Genomic DNA, 20398 nt, shown 5'->3' with positions numbered 1-20398 from the left:
TTAAAAGAGCTATATCAATATAAAATTAATACATTAAATATTATTCAAGCTCCACTTTAGTTGCTCCTGCTTCAATAAGTTTTTGCTTGATTTTTTCTGCTTCGTCTTTAGGAACATTAGCAGTCAAATCTTTAGGTAAAGATTCAACCAACTCTTTTGCTTCTTTTAAACCCAATGTAGAATTAACCTCTCTCACAGCTTTAATAACTCCTATTTTTTTACTCGCATCAATTTCTTTAATCACAACTTTATACTCAGCTTTTTCTTGAGCAGCAGGAGCAGCAGCATTATCACCAATAGGCGCCCCAGCACCAACAGCTCCACCAAGAAAAGAACCAGCAGGCAACCCTATTTTCTCTTCTAAAACTTTTACAAGTTCAGAAGCCTCTAATAGGTTTAAAGATAATATTTTATCAACCAAATCACTTGTTACATTACTCATAATTACCACCTTACTTAACAACAAATTTATTTTTTAGAACTATAATAATCCAAAACTCTCATAAGCCTCATAGAAGATGAATTAATAGACAACGCTAACCGAGCAGGAATATCATAAGATATTAAACGCATAATTTTAACACGCAATTCATCCAGAGAAGGCAACTTAGCCAGTTTATTAACATCTTCCACTGTTAACAATTCATTTAAATGAGCTGCGCAAATCACAGACATTTTTTCTTTGTTAGCATTAGTAAAATCAACTATTAATTTTGCAGCTTCTACTATGCCACTAGAGTATATAATAGCAACAGGACCGGAAAATTTGCCTGATAAATAAGAGAATTTACCAGTCCTTTCCAAAGCCAAGCGCGCTAGAGTGTTTTTAACTACTAATACCCCACCTGCTATAGACTTCAGACTATTCCTCAGAGTTAATGAATCATTAGCATTTATAGATTTAAAATTTACTAATATCAAGAAATCATTATTTACAAATACGTTTATTGTGCTCTGTATAAATTCATCCTTATCTTTACGCTTCACGGTATCACTCCCTTAAATTATATCTTCCACTTTGCCTATCTTATAAGCTTTACCCATAGTTGAATTTAAAAAAACACCCTTAAAGTAAATTCCTTTCGCAGAAATAGGTTTATTATCTTTAATTACTTTAAGAAAGGCTTTTAAATTTTCTAGCAAGTCATCAATATCAAATTTAATATTTCCTAATTTACCATGAATAACACCATTTTTATCTGTTCTAAATTTTACCTGACCAGACTTAATGGTTTTAATAGCTTCTGCAATGTTAGAAGTCACAGTACCAAATTTAGGGTTAGGCATCAGCCCTTTAGCACCCAATACTTTTGCAATAGGAGTGATTTTTGCCATAAAATCAGGAGTAGTAATGCACCAATCAACATCTAACTTTCTACCTTTTTTTATTTCTTCAACTAAATCCTCTCCTCCTGCAATATCAGCACCAGCTTTTTCAGCTTCTAATAAATGTTTATCTTGAGCGAAAACAGCTACTTTAATATTCTTCCCGATACCTTTAGGCAAAACTACTGTACCACGCACCTGCTCTTCAGATTTACGTGAATCTACGCCTAAATTGACCGCAATATCAACTGATTCATTAAATTTTGCTGAAGCAGACTCAACAATCTTCTTCAAACACTGCTTAGGATTATCATTATATGTATTCATTTACCTAACCTTCCACAACTTCTATACCCATAGATTTTGCAGTGCCTACAACCATTTTCACTGCTGAATCTTCATTATCCACTTTCATATCAACCATCTTGCACTTTGCTACTTTAATTATAGCAGACATAGGTAATTTAGCCACTAATTCTTTACCAGGATTACCAGAACTTTTACTTAATTTAGCCTCCTGCTTAAGTAAATAAGCCACAGGCGGACCGCTGACAGTAAAATCATGAGAGCGATCATCCTTTATGGAAATTCGCACTGTTACTAAATCGCCTACTTTATAATTAGCGTTAGCAGCACTAGTAACTTTATTAAAAGCTTCACAAAACTTAGGAACAGGTATACCACGTGGACCAAGTACTGAAGCAATTTTCGGTCCTGGAACTGCTTTCCCAGCTTCCATAAGTAAGTTAATCTTAGCAACTATAACACTCATAATTAATCCTCTATTTTCTCTACTTGAGCCAGATCAAGCTCTATTATTGTCGGCTTACCTAAAATCGATACTTCCACATTAATAATTTTTTTCTCATCGTTTACCATATTTACCTTACCAGTAAAATTTTGAAAAAGACCATCATTAATTTTCACTTTTTCACCTTTTTCATAACCATAACCTAACTTCTTTGTCTCTTGAGCATTATAAAGTGCATTACACATTGAGTGAATCTCATCATCCAAAATCACCTTTGGAATATTACCGTTTTTCAAAAATCCATAAACCTTAAGAGATTTTGGTATATTATTGATAAAATTCAATACTTCATCGCATAAATTCACGTATAAAAAGACATAACCAGGAAAGCATTTCCTTCGTGTAGCAATTTTCTTAGATTTCAACTCTACTTCACTTAGCTCTTCATATGGAATAAAAACTTCCTTAAAGTAATCATTAACACCCAATCTCATAGAATTTTCCAATATATGTTGGCGCACTTTCTCTTCACAATTGGAAGCAACTCTCAAGATATACCATTTATATCTATTAAATTCTTTACACTTTAAACTTATCTCATCATCTGAAATCATCTCAAAATCACCAGATTCGCCACTGCAGAATCCAGGCGTTTGATTCAAAATATTTTTGCTTTCATCACACAGATGCATATATACATACACTTCACATAATTCTTTTATATCAGACTTTGAATTACATACCGTTTGATAAGGAATAAACACTTCCTTAAAATAAACAGCATTACTTACCAATTCGCGTATGTTTTGCTCATATCCATAATCAACTTTAATGATATACCATTTATATTCACATTCCATAAATAATTCCAAATAAAGCCTTAATTACGTAAAGAGACATAAAATCCACAAAACAGAAGAAAATCGAAAAGCATAATATAACAATCATTACAACAAATAGAGATGACAACACCTCCTGTTTCTTTACCCAAGCAATTCTTCGTATTTCTTGCTTTATATCACAGAAAAAACCACACAAACTTTTTAACATTTCCACCACAACATTAATGCAGGAGCGATAGGAATTGAACCTACAACCTCTGGTTTTGGAGACCAGCGCTCTACCAATTGAGCTACACTCCTATAACTCAAACTCTCACTCCAAAATTTCAGAAACAACACCAGAACCAACAGTTCTACCGCCTTCTCTTATCGCAAAACGCAATCCCTTATCCATTGCTATCGGTACTTGCAATTCTACTTCTACACTCACATTATCTCCTGGCATTACCATCTCCTTCCCATCTAGCAATTTTATGCTCCCAGTTACATCCGTTGTCCTTAAATAGAACTGTGGCTGGTAATTCGCAAAAAATGGTGTATGCCTTCCTCCTTCCTCTTTCTTTAATATATAAACCTCCGCCTTAAACTTTCTATGCGGTGTTATCGTCCCCGGTTTCGCTAATACTTGCCCTCTCTCCACTTCTTCTCTTTTTGTTCCTCTTAACAATATTCCTACATTGAGTCCTGCACTTCCCTTATCCAGCAACTTCTTAAACATCTCAACACCTGTGCATATCGTCTTTTGCGTCGCTTTCAGACCTATTATCTCTATCTCTTCTCCCGTCTTTATCTCTCCCTTCTCTATTCTTCCTGTTACAACTGTTCCTCGCCCCGATATCGAAAATACATCTTCGATTGGCAATAAAAATGGTAAATCCACAGGCCTTGGTGGAACCGCTACATATTCATCTAACTTTTCCATCAATTTGTCTATTGATTTCTTTCCATATTCGCTGCTGTCATCCTCCAGCGCCTTGAGCGCTGAACCAACCACCACAGGCACTTCATCCCCTGGAAATCCGTATTTACTCAGTAATTCCCTCACTTCCATTTCTACTAAATCTATCATATCAGCATCAGCAACATCAGCTTTATTTATATACACCACGATATATCCAACACCTACCTGCTTCGCCAGCAATATATGCTCTCTCGTTTGTGGCATTGGCCCATCAACCCCCGACACTACCAATATCGCCGCATCCATCTGTGCTGCACCTACTATCATGTTCTTTACATAGTCAGCGTGTCCAGGACAATCAACGTGTGCATAATGCCTTTTTTCCGTCTGATACTCAACATGCGCTGTTGCTATCGTTATCCCCCTCTTCCTTTCTTCTGGCGCTTTATCTATCTGATCGTACGCTACAAAATTTCCATAATGCTTCGTTATCGCCGCTGTTAACGTCGTCTTCCCATGATCCACATGTCCTATTGTTCCCACATTTACATGCGGCTTTCCAAATGCTTCCACTACTGCTGTCATAATTATTACCCTTAATTATACTCTAACTTTAACTCATCAACCACATATTGTGGCACTTGCTCATAACAAGAAAAATGCATACTATACTGCGCCCTTCCCTGAGACATAGAACGCAAAACGTTGATATAACCAAACATATTTGCAAGAGGTACCGAAGCAGTAATTATTTTACTATTATTACCTAAATCGAGCATATCAGCAACATTTCCTCTTCTACTATTTATATCACCCATAACATCACCCATATATTCTTCAGGAGTAATGATTTCAACTTTCATTATAGGCTCCAGCATTTTTGGACCAGCTTTATTTGCCATCTCTTTAAAAGCACCTTTAGCAGCAAGTTCAAAAGCTAAAGGACTAGAATCAACCTCATGAAAAGCACCATCAAGAAGGGTAGCCTTAAAATCAATCAACGGAAATCCCGAAATTATACCACCTTCTTTTATCAACTCCAAGCCATTTTCTACCCCAGGAATATACTCTTTTGGAATAGCACCACCTACAATTTTACTTTCAAATTGAAACCCAGAACCAGGCTCAAGAGGTTCAAATTTTATTTTAACCTTAGCAAACTGACCAGCTCCACCAGATTGTTTTTTATGAGTGTAATCAATTTCAACAGATTTAGTGATAGTTTCACGATATGCAACCTGAGGAGCACCGACGTTAGCCTCAACGTTAAATTCGCGCTTCATTCTATCAACAATAATCTCAAGATGGAGCTCACCCATGCCTTTCAATATAGTCTGGCCACTTTCCGCATTTACTGACATTCTTAAAGAAGGATCTTCTGCAACCAACCTATTTAGAGCAATACCTAATTTTTCCTGATCTGAAGTGGTTTTAGGTTCCACAGCAATTTCAATAACAGGCTCAGGAAATTCCATACGCTCCAATAATATAGGAAAATCAACAGAACATAAAGTATCTCCGGTGGTTGTTTTCTTTAGCCCAACTAAAGCAACTATATCTCCAGCCCTAGCCTCAGTTATATCTTCTCGGTTATTTGCATGCATAAGTAACATTCTGCCAATCCCTTCAGTTTCGTTTTTTAACGCATTTGAAACGGTAGATTTAGACTTTAATTTACCAGAATAAATACGGATAAACGTCAAGCTGCCTACAAATTTATCCGTCATCACTTTAAATGCAAGAGCAACAAATTTCTCTTTTTCTGAAGGTTTGACCTCAATTTTCTTTTCTGAATCTTTAGGATCAATTCCAACAATTACATCAACATCAATAGGAGAAGGTAAAAAGTCAACCACACCATCTAAAAGTGGTTGTACGCCTTTATTTTTAAAAGCTGATCCACATAACACAGGAACAAATTTTCCTTTAATGGTCCCATTTCTCACGCATTTTTTCAGTAAATCTACTGGCAGATCATTAGACTCAAAGTAAGTATTCATCGCTTCATCATCCATCTCAGCTGCAGCATCTAATAAAAGATTTCGATATTCTTGAGCCTTATCAAGCAAATCAGAAGAAATATCTTCATAAGAAAATTTAGCGCCCAACGTTTCTTCTTGCCATATAATGGCTTTCATAGAAATAAGGTCAATTATACCTTTGAAATCTTTCTCACTCCCTATTGGTAAATGAATAACTAAAGGTGCTGCACCAAGCTTCGTCTTTATCATATCAACACATCGATAAAAATTTGCCCCTATTCTATCCATCTTATTAACAAAGCAGATACGAGGAACGCTATATTTATCAGCTTGACGCCACACTGTCTCAGATTGAGGTTCAACTCCAGCAACTCCATCAAATACAGCAACTGCACCATCCAAAACCCTTAAAGATCTCTCAACTTCAATAGTGAAATCAACGTGACCAGGAGTGTCTATTATATTGACCCTATGATCATTCCAAAAGCATGTTGTTGCAGCAGATGTGATTGTAATACCACGCTCTTTTTCCTGCTCCATCCAATCCATAGAAGCTGCACCATCGTGCACTTCACCAATTCTATTTTGCTTACCAGTATAAAATAAAATACGCTCTGTTGTGGTAGTCTTACCAGCATCTATGTGAGCCATTATCCCTATATTTCTGTATTTAGATATTCCAATTTCCATATCACAATTAATTAGCTAACATTAAAAACGAAGATGAGAAAATGCCTTATTAGCTTCAGCCATTTTATATTTTTCTTCGCACATCTTAAACGCACCACCGCGTTTATTATAAGCATCCAGTATTTCAGATTGCAAACAATCAACAGTGGTTTTTCCACTCTTTTTTCGAGCAGCAGAAGTTGCTTTAGCAATCCACCTTAACGCTAAAGAAACCGCTCTATCTTGTCGAACTTCAACAGGTACTTGATAAGTTGCACCACCAATGCGTCGAGAACGCACTTCTATAGAAGGAGTAACATTTCCTACTGCTGTCTCAAAAATTGATAACCCACCTTCGCCTATTTTCTTTTCAGCTAAAGACAAAGCGTCATAGATAATCTTTTCTGCAGTAGATTTTTTACCACATTTCATGATTGTATTAATGAAACGCATCAGCAAAACACTGCCGTAACGCGAATCAGGACTTATTTCTCTTTTTTTTGCTTTATTCCGACGAGCCATAAACTTTAACCAGATTTCTTTACACCATATTTTGAACGAGCTTTCTTTCGATTTTGCACACCACGCAGATCAAGGGCACCTCTTATTATGTGATAACGCACACCTGGCAAATCTTTAACCCGCCCACCACGTATCAAAACAACAGAGTGTTCTTGTAAATTATGACCTTCACCAGGTATATAAGCCGTCACTTCACCATACCCACTAATTTTTACTCTGGCTACTTTACGGAGTGCTGAGTTAGGCTTTCTAGGAGTTGTAGTATACACCTTAGTGCAAACACCTCTCCTTTGAGGGTTGCTTTTTCCCAAAGCTGGTACCTTTTTCTTATGGGTCAATCCTAATCTACCCTTACGTATTAATTGATTTATCGTAGGCATATGTTATAAACTCAAGCTCATTAAAATAACTAAGTTTTTAGTTATAAAATAATAAACCTCAATAGTCAATATAAAAATAAACATTACTACTCTAATAATTAAGCTCAACTGCCTTGAAAGCCATCAGTAGACTTCTTGCACTACCTCCCAAGCCACAACTGTCATTCAGTAGAAACGAAAAAACTTACTTGACACCCTTCGCCAGCCCCATTATCATGGTACTGAAGGTATTCATTTATCTTCAATCTGTGCAGATTAAATGACAACAGTATTACGTAATTGGCGTCTTATTTTTAATTTTTTGCACTATGCACACTTTACGTCTTCACAACATTTCTGGGTTTTTACCTATATAAGCTGAAACGCGCTTATAAAGCGTTTAAGACAGTATAGTACGCCAATTTGCAGGATTAGAGAGTGACAACTAGCTAATACGGGATATCTTTTGCCTTTTTTTCTGCTTAGTAAATTTCTTAAACATTTAAACTAAGGTGAGTTGCATTTAAAAGCAGCTAAATTGCAGTGTTTAAGACTTAAAAAACGCCAACGCGTTTAATACAATGTTGCAAATTTTCCTCCTGCGCTAGTTCTTTGATCCGAAATGCCACTTCCACCTTATCAAGACCAATGTTAATTTGCTTTATCAATGTCCTAACAATACCACGTTTAGTTTGCCAATCTAGGTAGTCTAGGTTCGATTTAACACTAGAATAAAAACCCTTTATGCTATTGATAATAAGGCTCACTCTCTTCTGTAGTGTCTTTTGATCAACAACCTTTTTCTTCTCTTCTTCCATCCCTTTTAAACGTTCCTTCATTTTTTTCATTGTCTGCTTAAATTCTTCCTCATTTATATATTTTTCCCCGCCTGCATTTTCTTGACTATAATAATCTTCCATAAGTTTTTCGATACCTTGTTTTATTTGACTTTCCCTTCTTGCAAATTTTTTATCTGATGATTCATCATTTTTATTTTCTGAAACTCTACGTTGGTACTCCTTTTTAATCCTCTCTGGGTCCTTTAACAAACTTTTTACTTCTTCCCATATAACCATTTCTAACATATCTGCACGGATATATTTATTGTTACATTTATCGTAACTATTAATCATAACACGCTCATTACAACGATAATAGCTATATGTTTTTTCCCCATTTCTACAATGCGAACCGGTATAAGCATATCCACAGTTTTGACATACAACTAGACCTTGTAGTAGATTTCTCTCTTTTCCTTTCACTTTCTGCATTCTTGCTCTTTTTTTATTTTCATCCAGTTGCTCTTGCACTACATCAAATAATTCTTCATCAACTATTTTTGGTACTGGTATATAAATCCAATTCTCTTTATCTGTACGGTGGACAGAAACTTTTTTCATCTTTTGTTTAGACCTTCTTCCTGTTGCCTTCCATGATGCTGTTTCAATCCTTCTTACTCTACCAAAAGCTGCTTGTCCTTTATATGCGGGATTTTTTAATATGCTACAAATCGTTGCTGGATACCAATTCTCCTGTCCAGTTCTTGTTCTAATTGACCTCTCTTTTAGCCTCAGTGTAGCTGCCCTTATACCTATTCTTTCTTGACCTATCCACTCAAATAGTTTGCGCACTACTTTTGCTTCCTCTTCATTAATTTCAAATTTGGCTTCTCCTGTTACATGCTTTTTTATATATCGATAACCATAAGGTGCTTTGCTCATTACACTTACACTACCTTTTCTTGCTGCATGGAGTTTCCCTCTACGACTTCTTTCCATGATCTTTGTGCATTCGTATTCTGACACTAACCCTTGCATTCCTAGTAATAATTTAGACTCTGGATTATTTTCATTTGCATGATTTAAGAATATTACTTCTACTCCTGCTTTCTCAAATTCATCAAGTAATATCATTTGGTGTGCAGATTTCCTTGACAACCGGTCAGGTGAATGAATATAAACTTTATTAATTTGACCTTCTGCTATTTTATCACGTAACTCATCTAAACCTCTACGCTCTAAATTCCACCCACTAAAGCCATTGTCCTTAAATTCATACTCATCTAATAACTCATGTTTGTCTGCAGCAATTCTATACTTGAGCTCTGCAATTTGACTCTCTATTGTATTGTTCTGCGCTTGGCTCCTCGATGAAACTCTTGCATATAAGGCCACTGTTGTCATTTTTCCCCACCTCCTTTTCGTTGTTTACCGCATACCTTAGAGGTTGTCCACAAACCAAGGAATACGTAGTATATAAAGAAAGAATATTGAGGTAAGAGATGAGGAAAAAATATCCAACAGATTTAAGTAAAAGGGAGTGGGCAAGAATAGAAAAACACTTCAGAGTATCGTACAAGAAAGGAGGAAGGCCACCAAAATACAGTAAGTGTGAGATAGTAAATGCAATTCTTTATATACTGCGCACAGGATGTCAATGGCGCTATTTACCACACGATTTTCCGCCGTGGAAGGCTGTGCATGAACAGTTTAGAAGATGGAAAAAGCAGGGAATTTTTGAGAAAATGAACTATGATATCACTAAATATAGTAGGTCAAAAATGGGAAGAAATGAGGAGCCGAGCGCATGCATAGTGGACAGTCAATCGGTAAAAACCACGGAAAAAGGGGGGTCAAAGGTTATGATGGTGCGAAAAAGGTAAAGGGGAGAAAAAGACATATAATCACAGATACTCAAGGATTTGTGCTTGGTTGCTATGTAGGAGCTGCAAGCGAAAATGACAGAGATGGGGTGAAGATGGCATTGGACAATATGAAGGAAAAATACAGCAATATTAAGAAAATGTGGGCTGATATGGGATACCAAGGAAAAGATTTAAAGGATTACGTAAAGAGAGAATATGGGATAGATATTGAAATTGTCAAAAGGCCTCCATGTAGGTTTTGGGTGCATAAAGATACACCACTAGAACTATTGCCACAACGGGATCCTGGATTTTCAGTACAGCCGAGAAGGTGGGTGGTAGAGAGGACTTTTGCTTGGATCAATAGAAATAGAAGGCTATCAAAGGAGTACGATTTACTTACAACATCTACTGAAAGTTTCATATATCTGGCTATGAGTAAAGTTATGTTAAGTAGGGAATATGCTTGATTTACTGGTTTGTGGACAACCTCTTATACCAACTCTCATTGTTGGCCAGTCAAATAGGAGACATTGCAGAGTTGTTTAATTGTGGAGCTGGCAAGAGAAGTAATAAATTTGCACAAAGCACCCTCAAGCAGAGCAATTGTATCGTATATTTTATTGCGCAAAATGTTCTGTTTTATATATAACCAAAGCCTCTCAACAGGATTTAGCTCAGGTGAGTACGGAGGTAGGTATATAATATCGATATTTTTAGGTACCTTTAAATTTTTTGACCTATGCCAACTAGCACAATCCATAACAAGAAAAGCCTCTCGTGTTTCTAGATATTGCGACATCTGCTCAAGAAATATGTTCATGCAATCAGTGTTGACATTTGGTGCAAATAAGCTAGAACTCTCTCCATTTCTAGGATTAACCGCACTATAGAGATAGAAATTTTGCCTACCTAATTTTGTTTTAACCTGTGTTCTAATCCCCTTTTTAAACCACCCATGTCCAACCTTTGAATGTGTGCCAAACCGTGATTCATCAAAGAAAAATAGCTCTTTTTCTGGATACTTGCTAATAGCGCCATTGAGATTTTTTTTTGAATTCCTCTTGTTTGCTTTTATCTTGTCCATTATGAACTGGTCTTGGTGTAATATATGAGAATTTCATCTTTTGCATATAGCGGTGTACTGTAGATTTGCTGATATTTAATCTGAACTTTTCCTGGATTCTTATTCTCATTTCTTTAATGGTAATATTAGGATTTTCTTCTATCCACTCTTCAATTTGCTGTAGTTGAACCTGATTTAATTTAGTTTTTCTACGGCGTTGTGGAGGAGCAAACAGTTTTTCTTCTCTGCCAAATTTCAAGAGTTTTACCCACGAAGTTAGTGCGCTTCTTGAAATGCAATATATTTTTGCTACAGCCGTTATACTGTACTTTTTTGCTGCAATTACAGCATTTAGTTTTTTTGAAACATATGCATTATTCCTTACTTTCTTCAGCATTTCTTTTGCTGATTCTACTACTTTTTCATCCAATAATTTTGATCTTAATGCCATTTATACCTCAACTATTTTACTTACTTCATTATGGCTTTTCTTCCATCTTTGTCCATCTGTTTGCCGTGTAATGGGAATTGGTATAACTTAAATCTTTGCTCCAACTTTTGTAGAGCTTCTGCTACTGCTGCATAGATTTCCAAAGTTAAATCCCTATTAATTGGCTTATCTACTAATTCAAGTAGTCTTGACCCATAATCCCTTCGCATAACACGTGATCCTATCGGTGTGGTCAGTATATCAATTATTGATTGTTTCAGATGTTCTATTCCTTCTAATTCTTTACCTGTTTCTTTGCTCATCCCTTTCATTGTTAGCTCGCAAATACATTTTTGCTAATACTCATTACATGAAAACCACACGATGCCAAGTCACCGGTTCTTGTTATGCCAATATCATTAACAAATACGCTGTTTGATCCTTGCGTTAGTGTCTCTCCCATAGTTAAGATATCTCCTTTTCGACACACAGATCTACCGTTTACAAAAACATCGTTACTACCACTCATACAAACATGTGCTGGTATTCCACTGCAATAATCTCCTACACAAACGATTGCTTTACCCATATACTAGTTTAGATCTATTCTTTTTGCTTTGAGTTTTATTCCCTTTTTTGTCATTTCTATACTTGATTCCCCAACTTTTAGCGTTATTTTATCTATTACATCTATCTCTAAATGATGTTTATCTTTATCGTACGATAACTTTGTCCCATCTTGAAATTTTGCACTATTTATTTCCTTTTTATTCTCCGGAGGGGGATATTTCTTCTGATATATTGCCGGTAACACCACTCCTAATGATAATTCCCCGAACGGTGATAACACTACTACCTGTTCATCAATATTCGGTGGTGACCAGCTTTCAGCTCGATAAGTTATCCATGGTAACCAATCTGTTAAAAATTCTCCTACTTTGACCCTTACTCTTGCTTTTTCATAGTCTACTTCTTTAACTAGACCTATACGAACAATATTCGCTAACTTCCTATTCAGCTCTGAAATTGCAAAATTATGCTCTAACATTTTCGCCAACACTTATTGTATGTGGTATGATACCAGTTTCTGACCACACTGACTTCCATACATGGATTTCATGCACCCATTCAACCATCCACACTAGATATGCATCCAACTCTGGCCTAAAATCATCTCCTCCTGCTGATATAAATTCACCTGCTGAAACATTTTCCACGTCCCAAGTATTCTTATTCACTACTCTCGCAACTTCTGCTGCTAATTCTCTCACAACTACCGAGGAATCCTCGACTGTTCCATCAACTACAATTCTTGCTTCAAATCTTGCTCTCAGCGCGAACTCCTCTGTTCCTGGATCTTTTCCTTGCTCTAAACTTGACAATTCTACAAATACCGCTGGCGCTACTATTTCCCTTCTTATCATTGGATATACTTCACATGTCTGTATCGCTGGTATTTCTTCCTTTAGCATTGTACAAATCTTCTGATGTAGATCTCTCCAAAACATACATTATGATCCTCTTAAAATAAAATTAAGTTCATGGTCGAAATACTTCTCAAATACTCTCTCTACTTCATTAGAGACTAACTCTTTCATTGTTTCCCGAGCATGGGTATTTATTTTAATTTCATCTATTGGCAAAGACGTGGTATACCTTCTTTTGAATATTCCTATATGACCATTTTTCATTGTTGCTATAAATGCTCCTTCATATGTACGGCTTCCTACTTTTGCTCCTATCTTTGTCTGTTTTATACTCCCAAGTTTTGCTACTCCTATCCACTGCGAACTGAGCTTTACTATCGACCATAAACGCTTTCTATTTGCTTTATCCACACTTAACTTTTTTCTCATTGCTTTTTTTGGTATTTGTTTTTCTTCGCTAACTTGTTTGACAGTTTGCGATCTTACCCATAGTGCTGTTTTGTTTAATGCTCTTACTGTTGCTAATTCTATTTTTCTTCTTTCAGCATCTATGCTTTGCATAACTTTTTCGATGCTATCGGTGACTTCGATGTTAATACGCATCTACACCCCTGACGCTTGAATTTTCCACAATACTCCTCCTAAGTGGTGCTACCTATGGCACATCTCTTCCTTATTACCTGCAATATTTCATCTGCTGATATTTGGATCAATGCAGCTATACACACCTTTTTTCTCAGTTGTAAAGTAGTAATCCCCAACTCCAAGATCAGTTACAGGCGTATGATACACTGACCTTACCCAGAAAAAGTGGAGAGAAAGAAAGGAGTTTTTTCGGGTAAAATAAAATTTTGGAGGATTAGAAATGGCAAGAGAATATACGGCAGAATTCAAATTGGAAGCTGTTAAGCTGGCAAATGAACAAAGAAAGGCAGGTCAACCAGTTGCAAAAGTAGCAAGAGATCTAGGAATAAGGGATAGTGTATTAGGAAAATGGATGAAGAAATATAACGAAAAAAAGTCAGCGGCAAATGCATTTCCAGATGTAGCGCCTTATGACAAAGAGAGATTTGATTTACAGAAAGAGTTAGCAAAAGTAACAAGAGAAAGAGACATTTTAAAAAAAGCCCTGGCCAGTCAAAAAGAGTAAAATATTTTTTTATAAAAGAGCATAGTAAACACCATAAAGTGCAGGAATTATGTAGGGTTTTCTGCTAGTGGCTACTATAAGTGGACTACAAGGAAAATAAGCAGTAGAGAATCAGCAAATAAGGAGTTATTAGCAGATATTCAAAAAATATATCAAGCTTCTAAATGTAGATATGGAGCTCCTAAAATTCATGCTGAATTAAAGGCTTCTGGTAAAAGTTGCAACTTAAAAACAGTGCAAAGTATTATGCAGAAAAATGGCATTTGGGCTATATTGAGAAGAAAATTTAAAGTTAAGAAACAACAAACGGACAGTAGAGTTGTAGCTCCCAATATATTAGACCAAAACTTTATTGTCGATCAACCAAATAAAGTATGGGATTACTTATATAAAAACCAAGGAAGGATGGCTATATTTGGCAGCAATAATCGATCTATATTCACGCATGATAGTTGGCTGGTCAATGAGCAGTTCAATAAATAAACAATTGGTTATAGACTCTTTATTAATGGCCGTTAATAAGCGTAAACCTGCTGAAAATCTACTATTACATAGTGATCAAGGTTCACAATATACTTCGCAAGGTTATCAATATCTCTTATCCATAAAAAACATAGATGAGTCATAAAGGTTGTTGTTACGACAATTCTGTTGTGGAAAGCTTCTTCAGTTCTCTAAAAAGGGAGTTACTAATAGACACCTCTCGGCACTCTAAACAGCATATCAAAACTGCTATATTTGAATATATAGAAATTTTTTATAACAAACAACGTAGACATTCCACTATTAACTATTGCATTCCTGAGCATTTTGATTCATCATTTTCTTTGTGAAAAACATTCCAAACTTTCTCTCCACTTTTTCTGGGTAAGGTCAGTTCTGATTTCCTCAGTTAATGTTTCATGGATCTTTTCTGTGTCGTTCATCGATGCCAGTAATGCTGATACTCTGTCTGGAATATTGAGGAGATTATTTCTTACCACTCTTGCCACGTTAAATGCTTCGGTTTTTACTTCTTCTACTGAGATAAGTTCACCAATTTCAGCTTTTGCCTTTGCCTCGAGCAGTTTTCCCCGCTCCATCTCGTTTTTTATCCGGGTTTTAAGCAACATCGTTGAAAGATCATTATTTCCTCTTTTTTCCCCTTCTTCTCCACCTTTTCTCCTCAGTGGTTGACTTGGATCTCGTATTGCTTCTATTGCTCTATTTGCTTGTTCTCGGTCAATTAATCCATCTTTCAGCTCAACTATTCCTTTCTTTACTAAATAACAGACATATTGCTTGGCAAACCCTTGTTCCCTTGCCCATTCTGTTTGTGTGATTTTTCCCTCTTCCATCTTATTGTCTTGATTCTTGAATTTGTGCAAAAGTCTTTCCAGTATCAGCGAGAATAGCATCTCTTCCTGTATACACCTGCCAACGCTTTATCGTTACATCTACAAAGGCGGAATCAAGTTCTATGGTTCTACAGATTCTTCCTGTCCTCTCACATGCAATCAATGTACTTCCAGAACCACTAAATGGATCAAGAACTATATCCCCTGGTCCACTGCTGTTTACTATCGCTCTCTCCATTAACTCCACTGGTTTCATCGTTGGGTGCAGTGAGTTGTACGTTGGCTTATCGTAAAACCAGAGATCACTTTGATTACGTCCCCCATGCCACTCACGTTTATTGCCATTTTTCCAACCGTAGAGTATTGTTTCGTATTGTCTTTGATAATCAGATCTTCCTAGCGTAAAATGATTCTTTGCCCAAATTATAAATGTCGACCAACGACCACCTGCTTCTTCAAATACCTTTTGCAGCGTTGCCAGCTCGGATGATGATGCACAGATGTAAATTGCCCCTTTGGTGTATGCTAAAACGTGAGAACAAATGTCATACAGGAAAAGTTCTTATTTTTCACCTTGATCATCGTTTAGTATTTTTTTGTCTTCTCTTGCCTGACTGTCACCATATGCTACGTTATACGGAGGGTCACAAACGGTAATATCTGCCATTTTATCGTCCAGTACCGCTTTAAATGATTCAACCAGACAACTATCACCACAGTAGATTCGATGACCACCTAAAATCCACAGATCCCCTGGTTTCGACACTACTGACTTTTTATCGACCAATTCCACCCCCTCTTTTTCTCCTCTTTCTACTTCTTCTTTTCCATCAATGTTGTCGAGAAAGCGTTGGACTTTTTCTAGCTCAAATCCGGTCATTTTAAGGTCAAACTGCAAATCTTCTAACTCTTGAATTTCCACTTTTAAAAGATCATCGTCCCACTTTGCCCAGTTAGCTGATTGATTGGCAAGTAAACGAAAAGCTTTGGTTTGGGCTTCACTTAAGTTATCACTGAGGACTACGGGAATACTCTCCATACCCAGTTTTCTTGCTGCTTTAAGCCTTAAATGACCATCAACCACAGTGCCATCGCTTTTTGCAACTATTGGGATACGAAAACCAAATTCCCGAATAGAGGCACACATTCTGTTTACTACATCGTCATTCTTGCGAGGGTTACGATCGTATTCGACAAGATTTTCAACGGGGTAATAGTGGATTGCTAAATTCATATAATTGCTATGTTTAAATTCTTAATAACTTGTTAAAAAGTTAATAATCAAAATACGTCTGACGCTAGAGAGGGCCCGGGGTTTCGCTCCCAAATCAGCCTGGCTGGCGGGAAGGACCCACTTTCTATGGGATGTTTAGCATATTAAAATCTTTACTAAAATTATTAACATAGAACATCAATGCCAAAGCATCGGCTTCATTATCATCTTGAGGAATAAACCCTTTTCCCTTTACAGCTTCAATTACTTCACCCTTACTTGCATTGCCTTTGCCTGCTATGAAACGTTTTATCGTCTTCACCGGAACACCTTTGTATGGTATATGATGCTTTTCACACCAAGTAGCTAAAACGGCAAAGAAACCACCATAACAATGCGCAGCATCTGTTCCTAAATGTCTTCTTACTTCCTCAAAATACACTGCAGAAATATCTTTCAAAGAATTAAGCCAATTACTAAAACTTAAAAAGCACATTCCACCTCCGCTAAAACGGCTACCATGAAAGTTTTCACTCCCACTTTGAATTACTCCGTCTGTAAGAATAGCCCAGCCTGTCTGTTTGCCGAGGTCGAGTGTTAGGATTGACATTTGCTATTATTTAAAACTATAAGTAGCGCTAAATATCGTCTGGTTCCTTCAAAATACGCTATGAATGGGTTTTTGTTGGCCAATGACAAGAATCTTATGCTACTACCTTAGTTAGGACTTGCTATTATATATATTCACCGATTTTACAAAAACTGTTCACTTTTTTTTAATTTTTCTTTGCAAAGCGTAAAAAACGTGCTAAACTCACTTGTGAGTTTACTATACAGCAATAGAATTGCTAAGAATGCCATTTATTCGAGTTCTAAGGGGCATTATATGCGTTCTTTGGTAATGGTAGTATTTTAGTACCCTAAAGTTACATCTAGCTTTAAAACAAAGTTTTTGCCTCATCTAAAAAAATATAAAGCTGTTTCTTCTCAATTACGTAACTTACCAAAAACCTAAATTTCTTTTGCTTTCTTCAATCTTTTCTTGTTTGCCGAATTTAAGCTTTTGTGTTTGAAGCACATCTACACTCAATGCCCCTATACTCCGGATTTCTCACCACTTTTTCCGGGATTTTCTGAAAAAAAGTTAAAATAATTCTTAAATTGCTAAAATTGGTTTGTAAAATTCACCAAAAGATGAAGGTAGTGATAAATCTTCCTTATATTTTAACTTTAAGCGGAGATATATTAAAAAGCTAATAGAAAGGAAATGAGACTTTTTAAGGATGAAAATATCTCATAATTTTTGCTGCTACTTTTAAGATATTTGCTAAAGATTTTGTATTTTTAAAGCTTTGAAAACCAGCTAAAAGATAAAGCAAAGATAGTTATTTTGGGTTTTTATGTAAGGAATTAATGAACAGCTATTGCTTCAATTGCAGTTAGCACTATAAATGGCGTTCTAAACTCTTTTAAAGGATGGTGCTCCCTCCCTTTGATTAGGCTTTTGTATCTTTTTAAGTAGCTCTTAATTTCTATGAACACCAACAGCACTGTGAAAAAAATCTTTGCAATAAATAAAAGATATGATAAAATTAAATGTGTATTTTTGCTAAGAAGAGATTTATTGTGGTAGGAGATACTTAGGAATGTCATTTATTTCAATTTTAAGCTATGTTACAAGCGTTCTTTGACTAACGAGGGTAGTTTCCTTCATCTAGGTCATGGGTAGCTTTAAAAACGCGGTTAAAACGACTTTTATATTTCGGTTAAAAATTTAAATGGTAAGCAGCACGGTATTAATGTGTATTAGCCTTTTTTAAAGCTTGAAAACCATTTCAGTTGAGCAACCGCGGAACTTCTCTTAAGATTTATATTATAATAAACTTATTACAGTTCATGTTTTTTTTTGTTATTTAAAAATTAAAAAAGTAAACATTTAAGCACGTTAATAATATTTAGGTAGGTATTATGAAAGGTACATATCCTATATGTTTTATATATTATTTATTATATATATTAATATATAAGGTTTTACCCGAAACTGAGCTATACCAAAAAACCCGCTATAATCCTAGCTTTTAAAGCAATTAAGAAGTTTTTTTGAATTTCAAACTTAAATTGGTCCTTAACTCTTTGATATAGCCGGGTTTTTCCTTTTAGGAGATTTCATTTTCCAATCTAAAACGGCTTAAACTGCCAAAAATCTGTGTAATCTCGAATCTAAAATGCTTAATTTACAAATAATTATTATGAACAATTTTACTAATATGGCATTTTCAGACCTTAAGAACCTGTCTTGAAAAGATTTAAACGGTTAATTTAGCAAGCATAATAGTAATCATATCAAAGAAAATATTAGTTTTTGAAGTAAGTGGCGAGTGTTCATAGTCCTTACTCATGCGCCTAAAATTCGAAAGCCAAGCGAAAGTTCTTTCATCGCTTACTGAAACCCTACTAGCTTTTTTGGCAATTGTATCCTGTCTTCAGAAAACAGCGATTTTGCTGTGTATCCTTGATCAGCAAAAACTTCTGTAATGTTGGAGTTTTCTGTTTAGAAAAAAGATTCAGAGCGCCGTCACGATCTTGAACGCTTGCCTTTAAAGAACAGTGTTGCAGTAGAATCGGCTAAAATTAGCAGAGAATGTTTTGATTCCTTTCTTCTCACAGTGAAAACCTCAATCTTTAATCTTCTTGAGAAAGTTATCCGAAGAAACAACTTTTACACCTCGCGCTTTTTCAAATGCCTCTCTTGCTACACTAGCATTTTTACCACCATCTTTTGCTGCCTCTAAATTCTCATAATAACCCTGTGCATCTTTGATTTTTACTTCATCAATAGTTGCTTGTTCGCCAAGCATGTTGAAAATTAGCTCAATTGGTGTCATATGGTCTCTTAATGGTTGCTTCTTTAGACCCTTTAGATCTTTATGTTCTTTAGTCCTGATACCAAAAGTTGCCTGAGAGATCACATCTGTCAATATTGCATATTCCTTGCCTTCAAGATGCTTATTATTATGGTCGGATATTTTTCTGTTATCCCATTCTTTTGTGAGTTGATTTCTTACAGATATGGACTGCATTCTTCTCTGTATCCACTCTTTAGAGTATCCTTTTGCAACATAATCAGCATAGGCTCGTTTAAATGCCAGCTCTGGATTTTCATATTCTTGTAATCTTTCATACCCGACTTTTGCAAGCCAACGTTTAAACTGCTCAACCTTTTTGGAAGGAACAGACTGTAAGATACGCAATAACCCCTCAACATTTGTACAATTAGCATTCTGTTTACCACCTTTTGTTTTAATTTCAAGGGGGGTGACAAATTGTCCCCATCCTTCGGAAAGCCCTATATCTCTGCTTTTCATCTTTTTTAGGTAATCAGATGGGTTCTTACTACCTGTGAGAAAAGCTATTACCTCTGTTATTACATACCACCACTCTCCATTGTGTAATACTCTAGTTACATTGTTATTATCAAATGCAGTAGTCTCAATATCTCCTTCTTTTAAAGTTAAAGTGTCAATCATATTGAAAATAAGTTTATTCTAAAAACCAAATATAAACTAAGTTGCTTTTTATTACTAATAAATAGTGGAAATTTTGTCTCCGTTATGTATGATAAAATTGGAGATTTGCTCTTTGTCTCCATTTTAAGCGGCAATCAAATTTTACGAGCTTCTGTTTCTTCCTCTATGGCAGTAACTTTAAACTTTTTTCCCTTAGCTTCATCTACAATTTGCTGATTTCATCACTGAGAGTTTTGCAATTAATTGCTCAGA

Annotated in this window: 21 protein-coding genes, 1 tRNA gene and 3 pseudogenes; 2 read left to right on the top strand and 23 right to left on the bottom strand. The window is 35.8% G+C overall.

Annotated elements, in window-relative coordinates; translation table 11 throughout:
- Positions 1-40: 40 nt before the first annotated feature.
- The 12 genes from rplL to OOK89_RS02150 all read right to left on the bottom strand — a co-directional run bounded on the left by rplL (position 41) and on the right by OOK89_RS02150 (position 9535).
- Positions 41-442 carry a 50S ribosomal protein L7/L12 gene (gene rplL, locus OOK89_RS02205; RefSeq protein WP_007551887.1) on the bottom strand — a complete coding sequence of 134 codons (402 nt, stop codon included), beginning with the start codon at positions 440-442 and terminating at the stop codon, positions 41-43.
- A 26-nt stretch (positions 443-468) separates the two neighbouring features.
- On the bottom strand, positions 469-987 hold the full coding sequence (gene rplJ / locus OOK89_RS02200; RefSeq protein ID WP_006279539.1) for a 50S ribosomal protein L10: 519 nt from the start codon (positions 985-987) through the stop codon (positions 469-471).
- Positions 988-999: 12 nt separating this feature from the next.
- Entirely contained in the window at positions 1000-1653 is a 654-nt protein-coding gene (gene rplA, locus OOK89_RS02195; RefSeq protein WP_065094732.1) for a 50S ribosomal protein L1, read from the bottom strand.
- Positions 1654-1657: 4 nt separating this feature from the next.
- Complete coding sequence (locus OOK89_RS02190) at positions 1658-2098, bottom strand: 50S ribosomal protein L11 (RefSeq protein WP_006279541.1); 441 nt, start codon at positions 2096-2098, stop codon at positions 1658-1660.
- Positions 2099-2100: 2 nt separating this feature from the next.
- A complete protein-coding gene (gene nusG, locus OOK89_RS02185) occupies positions 2101-2937 on the bottom strand; it encodes a transcription termination/antitermination protein NusG (protein WP_070356705.1) in 837 nt (278 codons plus the stop codon).
- Positions 2927-3136, bottom strand: coding sequence for a preprotein translocase subunit SecE (secE, locus tag OOK89_RS02180; protein WP_006279543.1), 210 nt, complete (start codon positions 3134-3136; stop codon positions 2927-2929). Before secE ends, nusG begins: the two co-directional genes overlap by 11 nt.
- A 10-nt stretch (positions 3137-3146) precedes the next feature.
- Positions 3147-3219 (bottom strand) — tRNA-Trp (locus tag OOK89_RS02175).
- A 13-nt stretch (positions 3220-3232) separates the two neighbouring features.
- The gene (gene tuf, locus OOK89_RS02170; RefSeq protein WP_010962309.1) at positions 3233-4405 is read right to left on the bottom strand and encodes an elongation factor Tu; all 1173 of its coding nucleotides are present in this window, start codon (positions 4403-4405) and stop codon (positions 3233-3235) included.
- Positions 4406-4416: 11 nt separating this feature from the next.
- On the bottom strand, positions 4417-6492 hold the full coding sequence (gene fusA, locus OOK89_RS02165; protein WP_264719203.1) for an elongation factor G: 2076 nt from the start codon (positions 6490-6492) through the stop codon (positions 4417-4419).
- A 21-nt stretch (positions 6493-6513) separates the two neighbouring features.
- On the bottom strand, positions 6514-6993 hold the full coding sequence (gene rpsG / locus OOK89_RS02160) for a 30S ribosomal protein S7 (protein ID WP_007549313.1): 480 nt from the start codon (positions 6991-6993) through the stop codon (positions 6514-6516).
- A 5-nt stretch (positions 6994-6998) separates the two neighbouring features.
- Positions 6999-7373 carry a 30S ribosomal protein S12 gene (gene rpsL, locus OOK89_RS02155; RefSeq protein WP_007549314.1) on the bottom strand — a complete coding sequence of 125 codons (375 nt, stop codon included), beginning with the start codon at positions 7371-7373 and terminating at the stop codon, positions 6999-7001.
- Between the two features lie 533 nt (positions 7374-7906).
- Positions 7907-9535 carry a recombinase family protein gene (locus tag OOK89_RS02150; RefSeq protein ID WP_264719202.1) on the bottom strand — a complete coding sequence of 543 codons (1629 nt, stop codon included), beginning with the start codon at positions 9533-9535 and terminating at the stop codon, positions 7907-7909.
- Positions 9536-9633: 98 nt separating this feature from the next.
- Here OOK89_RS02150 and OOK89_RS02145 point away from each other — a divergent pair.
- Positions 9634-10466, top strand: a protein-coding gene (locus OOK89_RS02145) for an IS5 family transposase (protein ID WP_264718686.1) whose coding sequence is annotated in 2 segments (ribosomal slippage) — positions 9634-10000 and positions 10000-10466 — 834 coding nt in all. Because the reading frame shifts where the segments join, the coding sequence is not laid out codon by codon here.
- Positions 10467-10501: 35 nt separating this feature from the next.
- On the opposite strand, the gene OOK89_RS02140 is transcribed toward OOK89_RS02145, so the two are convergent.
- The 6 genes from OOK89_RS02140 to OOK89_RS02115 form a co-directional block, all read right to left on the bottom strand.
- Positions 10502-11513, bottom strand: a protein-coding gene (locus OOK89_RS02140) for an IS630 family transposase (RefSeq protein ID WP_094745768.1) whose coding sequence is annotated in 2 segments (ribosomal slippage) — positions 10502-11050 and positions 11052-11513 — 1011 coding nt in all. Because the reading frame shifts where the segments join, the coding sequence is not laid out codon by codon here.
- 20 nt (positions 11514-11533) lie between these two features.
- A complete protein-coding gene (locus OOK89_RS02135) occupies positions 11534-11824 on the bottom strand; it encodes a GPW/gp25 family protein (RefSeq protein ID WP_264719201.1) in 291 nt (96 codons plus the stop codon).
- A 2-nt stretch (positions 11825-11826) separates the two neighbouring features.
- Positions 11827-12081, bottom strand: a complete 255-nt coding sequence (locus tag OOK89_RS02130; RefSeq protein WP_197907399.1) for a PAAR domain-containing protein — start codon at positions 12079-12081, stop codon at positions 11827-11829.
- 3 nt (positions 12082-12084) lie between these two features.
- Positions 12085-12540 (bottom strand): phage baseplate assembly protein V, encoded by a 456-nt coding sequence (locus OOK89_RS02125; protein ID WP_264719200.1) that lies wholly within the window; start codon positions 12538-12540, stop codon positions 12085-12087.
- Positions 12527-13000 (bottom strand): hypothetical protein, encoded by a 474-nt coding sequence (locus OOK89_RS02120; protein WP_264719199.1) that lies wholly within the window; start codon positions 12998-13000, stop codon positions 12527-12529. Before OOK89_RS02120 ends, OOK89_RS02125 begins: the two co-directional genes overlap by 14 nt.
- Positions 13001-13003: 3 nt before the next feature.
- Positions 13004-13522, bottom strand: coding sequence for a phage tail protein (locus tag OOK89_RS02115; RefSeq protein ID WP_264719198.1), 519 nt, complete (start codon positions 13520-13522; stop codon positions 13004-13006).
- Between the two features lie 262 nt (positions 13523-13784).
- Between OOK89_RS02115 and OOK89_RS06590 the strand changes: the two are divergent.
- Positions 13785-14902: pseudogene (locus OOK89_RS06590) on the top strand (IS3 family transposase).
- Here the strand turns inward: OOK89_RS06590 and OOK89_RS02085 are convergent.
- From OOK89_RS02085 to OOK89_RS02065, 5 genes and pseudogenes are all read right to left on the bottom strand, one after another.
- The gene (locus tag OOK89_RS02085) at positions 14888-15406 is read right to left on the bottom strand and encodes a hypothetical protein (protein WP_264719195.1); all 519 of its coding nucleotides are present in this window, start codon (positions 15404-15406) and stop codon (positions 14888-14890) included. The pseudogene OOK89_RS06590 and the gene OOK89_RS02085 overlap by 15 nt on opposite strands.
- Before the next feature lies 1 nt (position 15407).
- Positions 15408-16640 (bottom strand): annotated as a pseudogene (locus OOK89_RS02080) (DNA modification methylase).
- A 124-nt stretch (positions 16641-16764) separates the two neighbouring features.
- Positions 16765-17229, bottom strand: coding sequence for a crossover junction endodeoxyribonuclease RuvC (locus OOK89_RS02075; RefSeq protein ID WP_264719194.1), 465 nt, complete (start codon positions 17227-17229; stop codon positions 16765-16767).
- A 1696-nt stretch (positions 17230-18925) separates the two neighbouring features.
- Positions 18926-19054: pseudogene (locus OOK89_RS02070) on the bottom strand (IS5-like element ISCaa9 family transposase); the annotation flags it as partial.
- A 240-nt stretch (positions 19055-19294) separates the two neighbouring features.
- The gene (locus OOK89_RS02065; RefSeq protein WP_264686500.1) at positions 19295-20146 is read right to left on the bottom strand and encodes a BRO-N domain-containing protein; all 852 of its coding nucleotides are present in this window, start codon (positions 20144-20146) and stop codon (positions 19295-19297) included.
- Between the last annotated feature and the right edge of the window lie 252 nt (positions 20147-20398).

Origin of the sequence: Wolbachia endosymbiont (group A) of Lasioglossum morio, from assembly GCF_947250585.1 — a bacterium.
Taxonomy (GTDB): domain Bacteria; phylum Pseudomonadota; class Alphaproteobacteria; order Rickettsiales; family Anaplasmataceae; genus Wolbachia; species Wolbachia pipientis.
The sequence above is the reverse complement of the archived record's forward strand: the minus strand, read 5'-3'. Positions and strand labels throughout refer to the sequence as shown.

Bases quoted from the DNA above. Each gene is read 5' to 3' on its own strand.
- rplL (WP_007551887.1), bottom strand. From the start codon at position 442: ATGAGTAATGTAACAAGTGATTTGGTTGATAAAATATTATCTTTAAAC.
- rplA (WP_065094732.1), bottom strand. From the start codon at position 1,653: ATGAATACATATAATGATAATCCTAAGCAGTGTTTGAAGAAGATTGTT.
- OOK89_RS02190 (WP_006279541.1), bottom strand. From the start codon at position 2,098: ATGAGTGTTATAGTTGCTAAGATTAACTTACTTATGGAAGCTGGGAAA.
- nusG (WP_070356705.1), bottom strand. From the start codon at position 2,937: ATGGAATGTGAATATAAATGGTATATCATTAAAGTTGATTATGGATAT.
- tuf (WP_010962309.1), bottom strand. From the start codon at position 4,405: ATGACAGCAGTAGTGGAAGCATTTGGAAAGCCGCATGTAAATGTGGGA.
- fusA (WP_264719203.1), bottom strand. From the start codon at position 6,492: ATGGAAATTGGAATATCTAAATACAGAAATATAGGGATAATGGCTCAC.
- rpsG (WP_007549313.1), bottom strand. From the start codon at position 6,993: ATGGCTCGTCGGAATAAAGCAAAAAAAAGAGAAATAAGTCCTGATTCG.
- rpsL (WP_007549314.1), bottom strand. From the start codon at position 7,373: ATGCCTACGATAAATCAATTAATACGTAAGGGTAGATTAGGATTGACC.
- OOK89_RS02150 (WP_264719202.1), bottom strand. From the start codon at position 9,535: ATGACAACAGTGGCCTTATATGCAAGAGTTTCATCGAGGAGCCAAGCG.
- OOK89_RS02135 (WP_264719201.1), bottom strand. From the start codon at position 11,824: ATGAAAGGGATGAGCAAAGAAACAGGTAAAGAATTAGAAGGAATAGAA.
- OOK89_RS02130 (WP_197907399.1), bottom strand. From the start codon at position 12,081: ATGGGTAAAGCAATCGTTTGTGTAGGAGATTATTGCAGTGGAATACCA.
- OOK89_RS02125 (WP_264719200.1), bottom strand. From the start codon at position 12,540: ATGTTAGAGCATAATTTTGCAATTTCAGAGCTGAATAGGAAGTTAGCG.
- OOK89_RS02120 (WP_264719199.1), bottom strand. From the start codon at position 13,000: ATGTTTTGGAGAGATCTACATCAGAAGATTTGTACAATGCTAAAGGAA.
- OOK89_RS02115 (WP_264719198.1), bottom strand. From the start codon at position 13,522: ATGCGTATTAACATCGAAGTCACCGATAGCATCGAAAAAGTTATGCAA.
- OOK89_RS02085 (WP_264719195.1), bottom strand. From the start codon at position 15,406: ATGGAAGAGGGAAAAATCACACAAACAGAATGGGCAAGGGAACAAGGG.
- OOK89_RS02075 (WP_264719194.1), bottom strand. From the start codon at position 17,229: ATGTCAATCCTAACACTCGACCTCGGCAAACAGACAGGCTGGGCTATT.
- OOK89_RS02065 (WP_264686500.1), bottom strand. From the start codon at position 20,146: ATGATTGACACTTTAACTTTAAAAGAAGGAGATATTGAGACTACTGCA.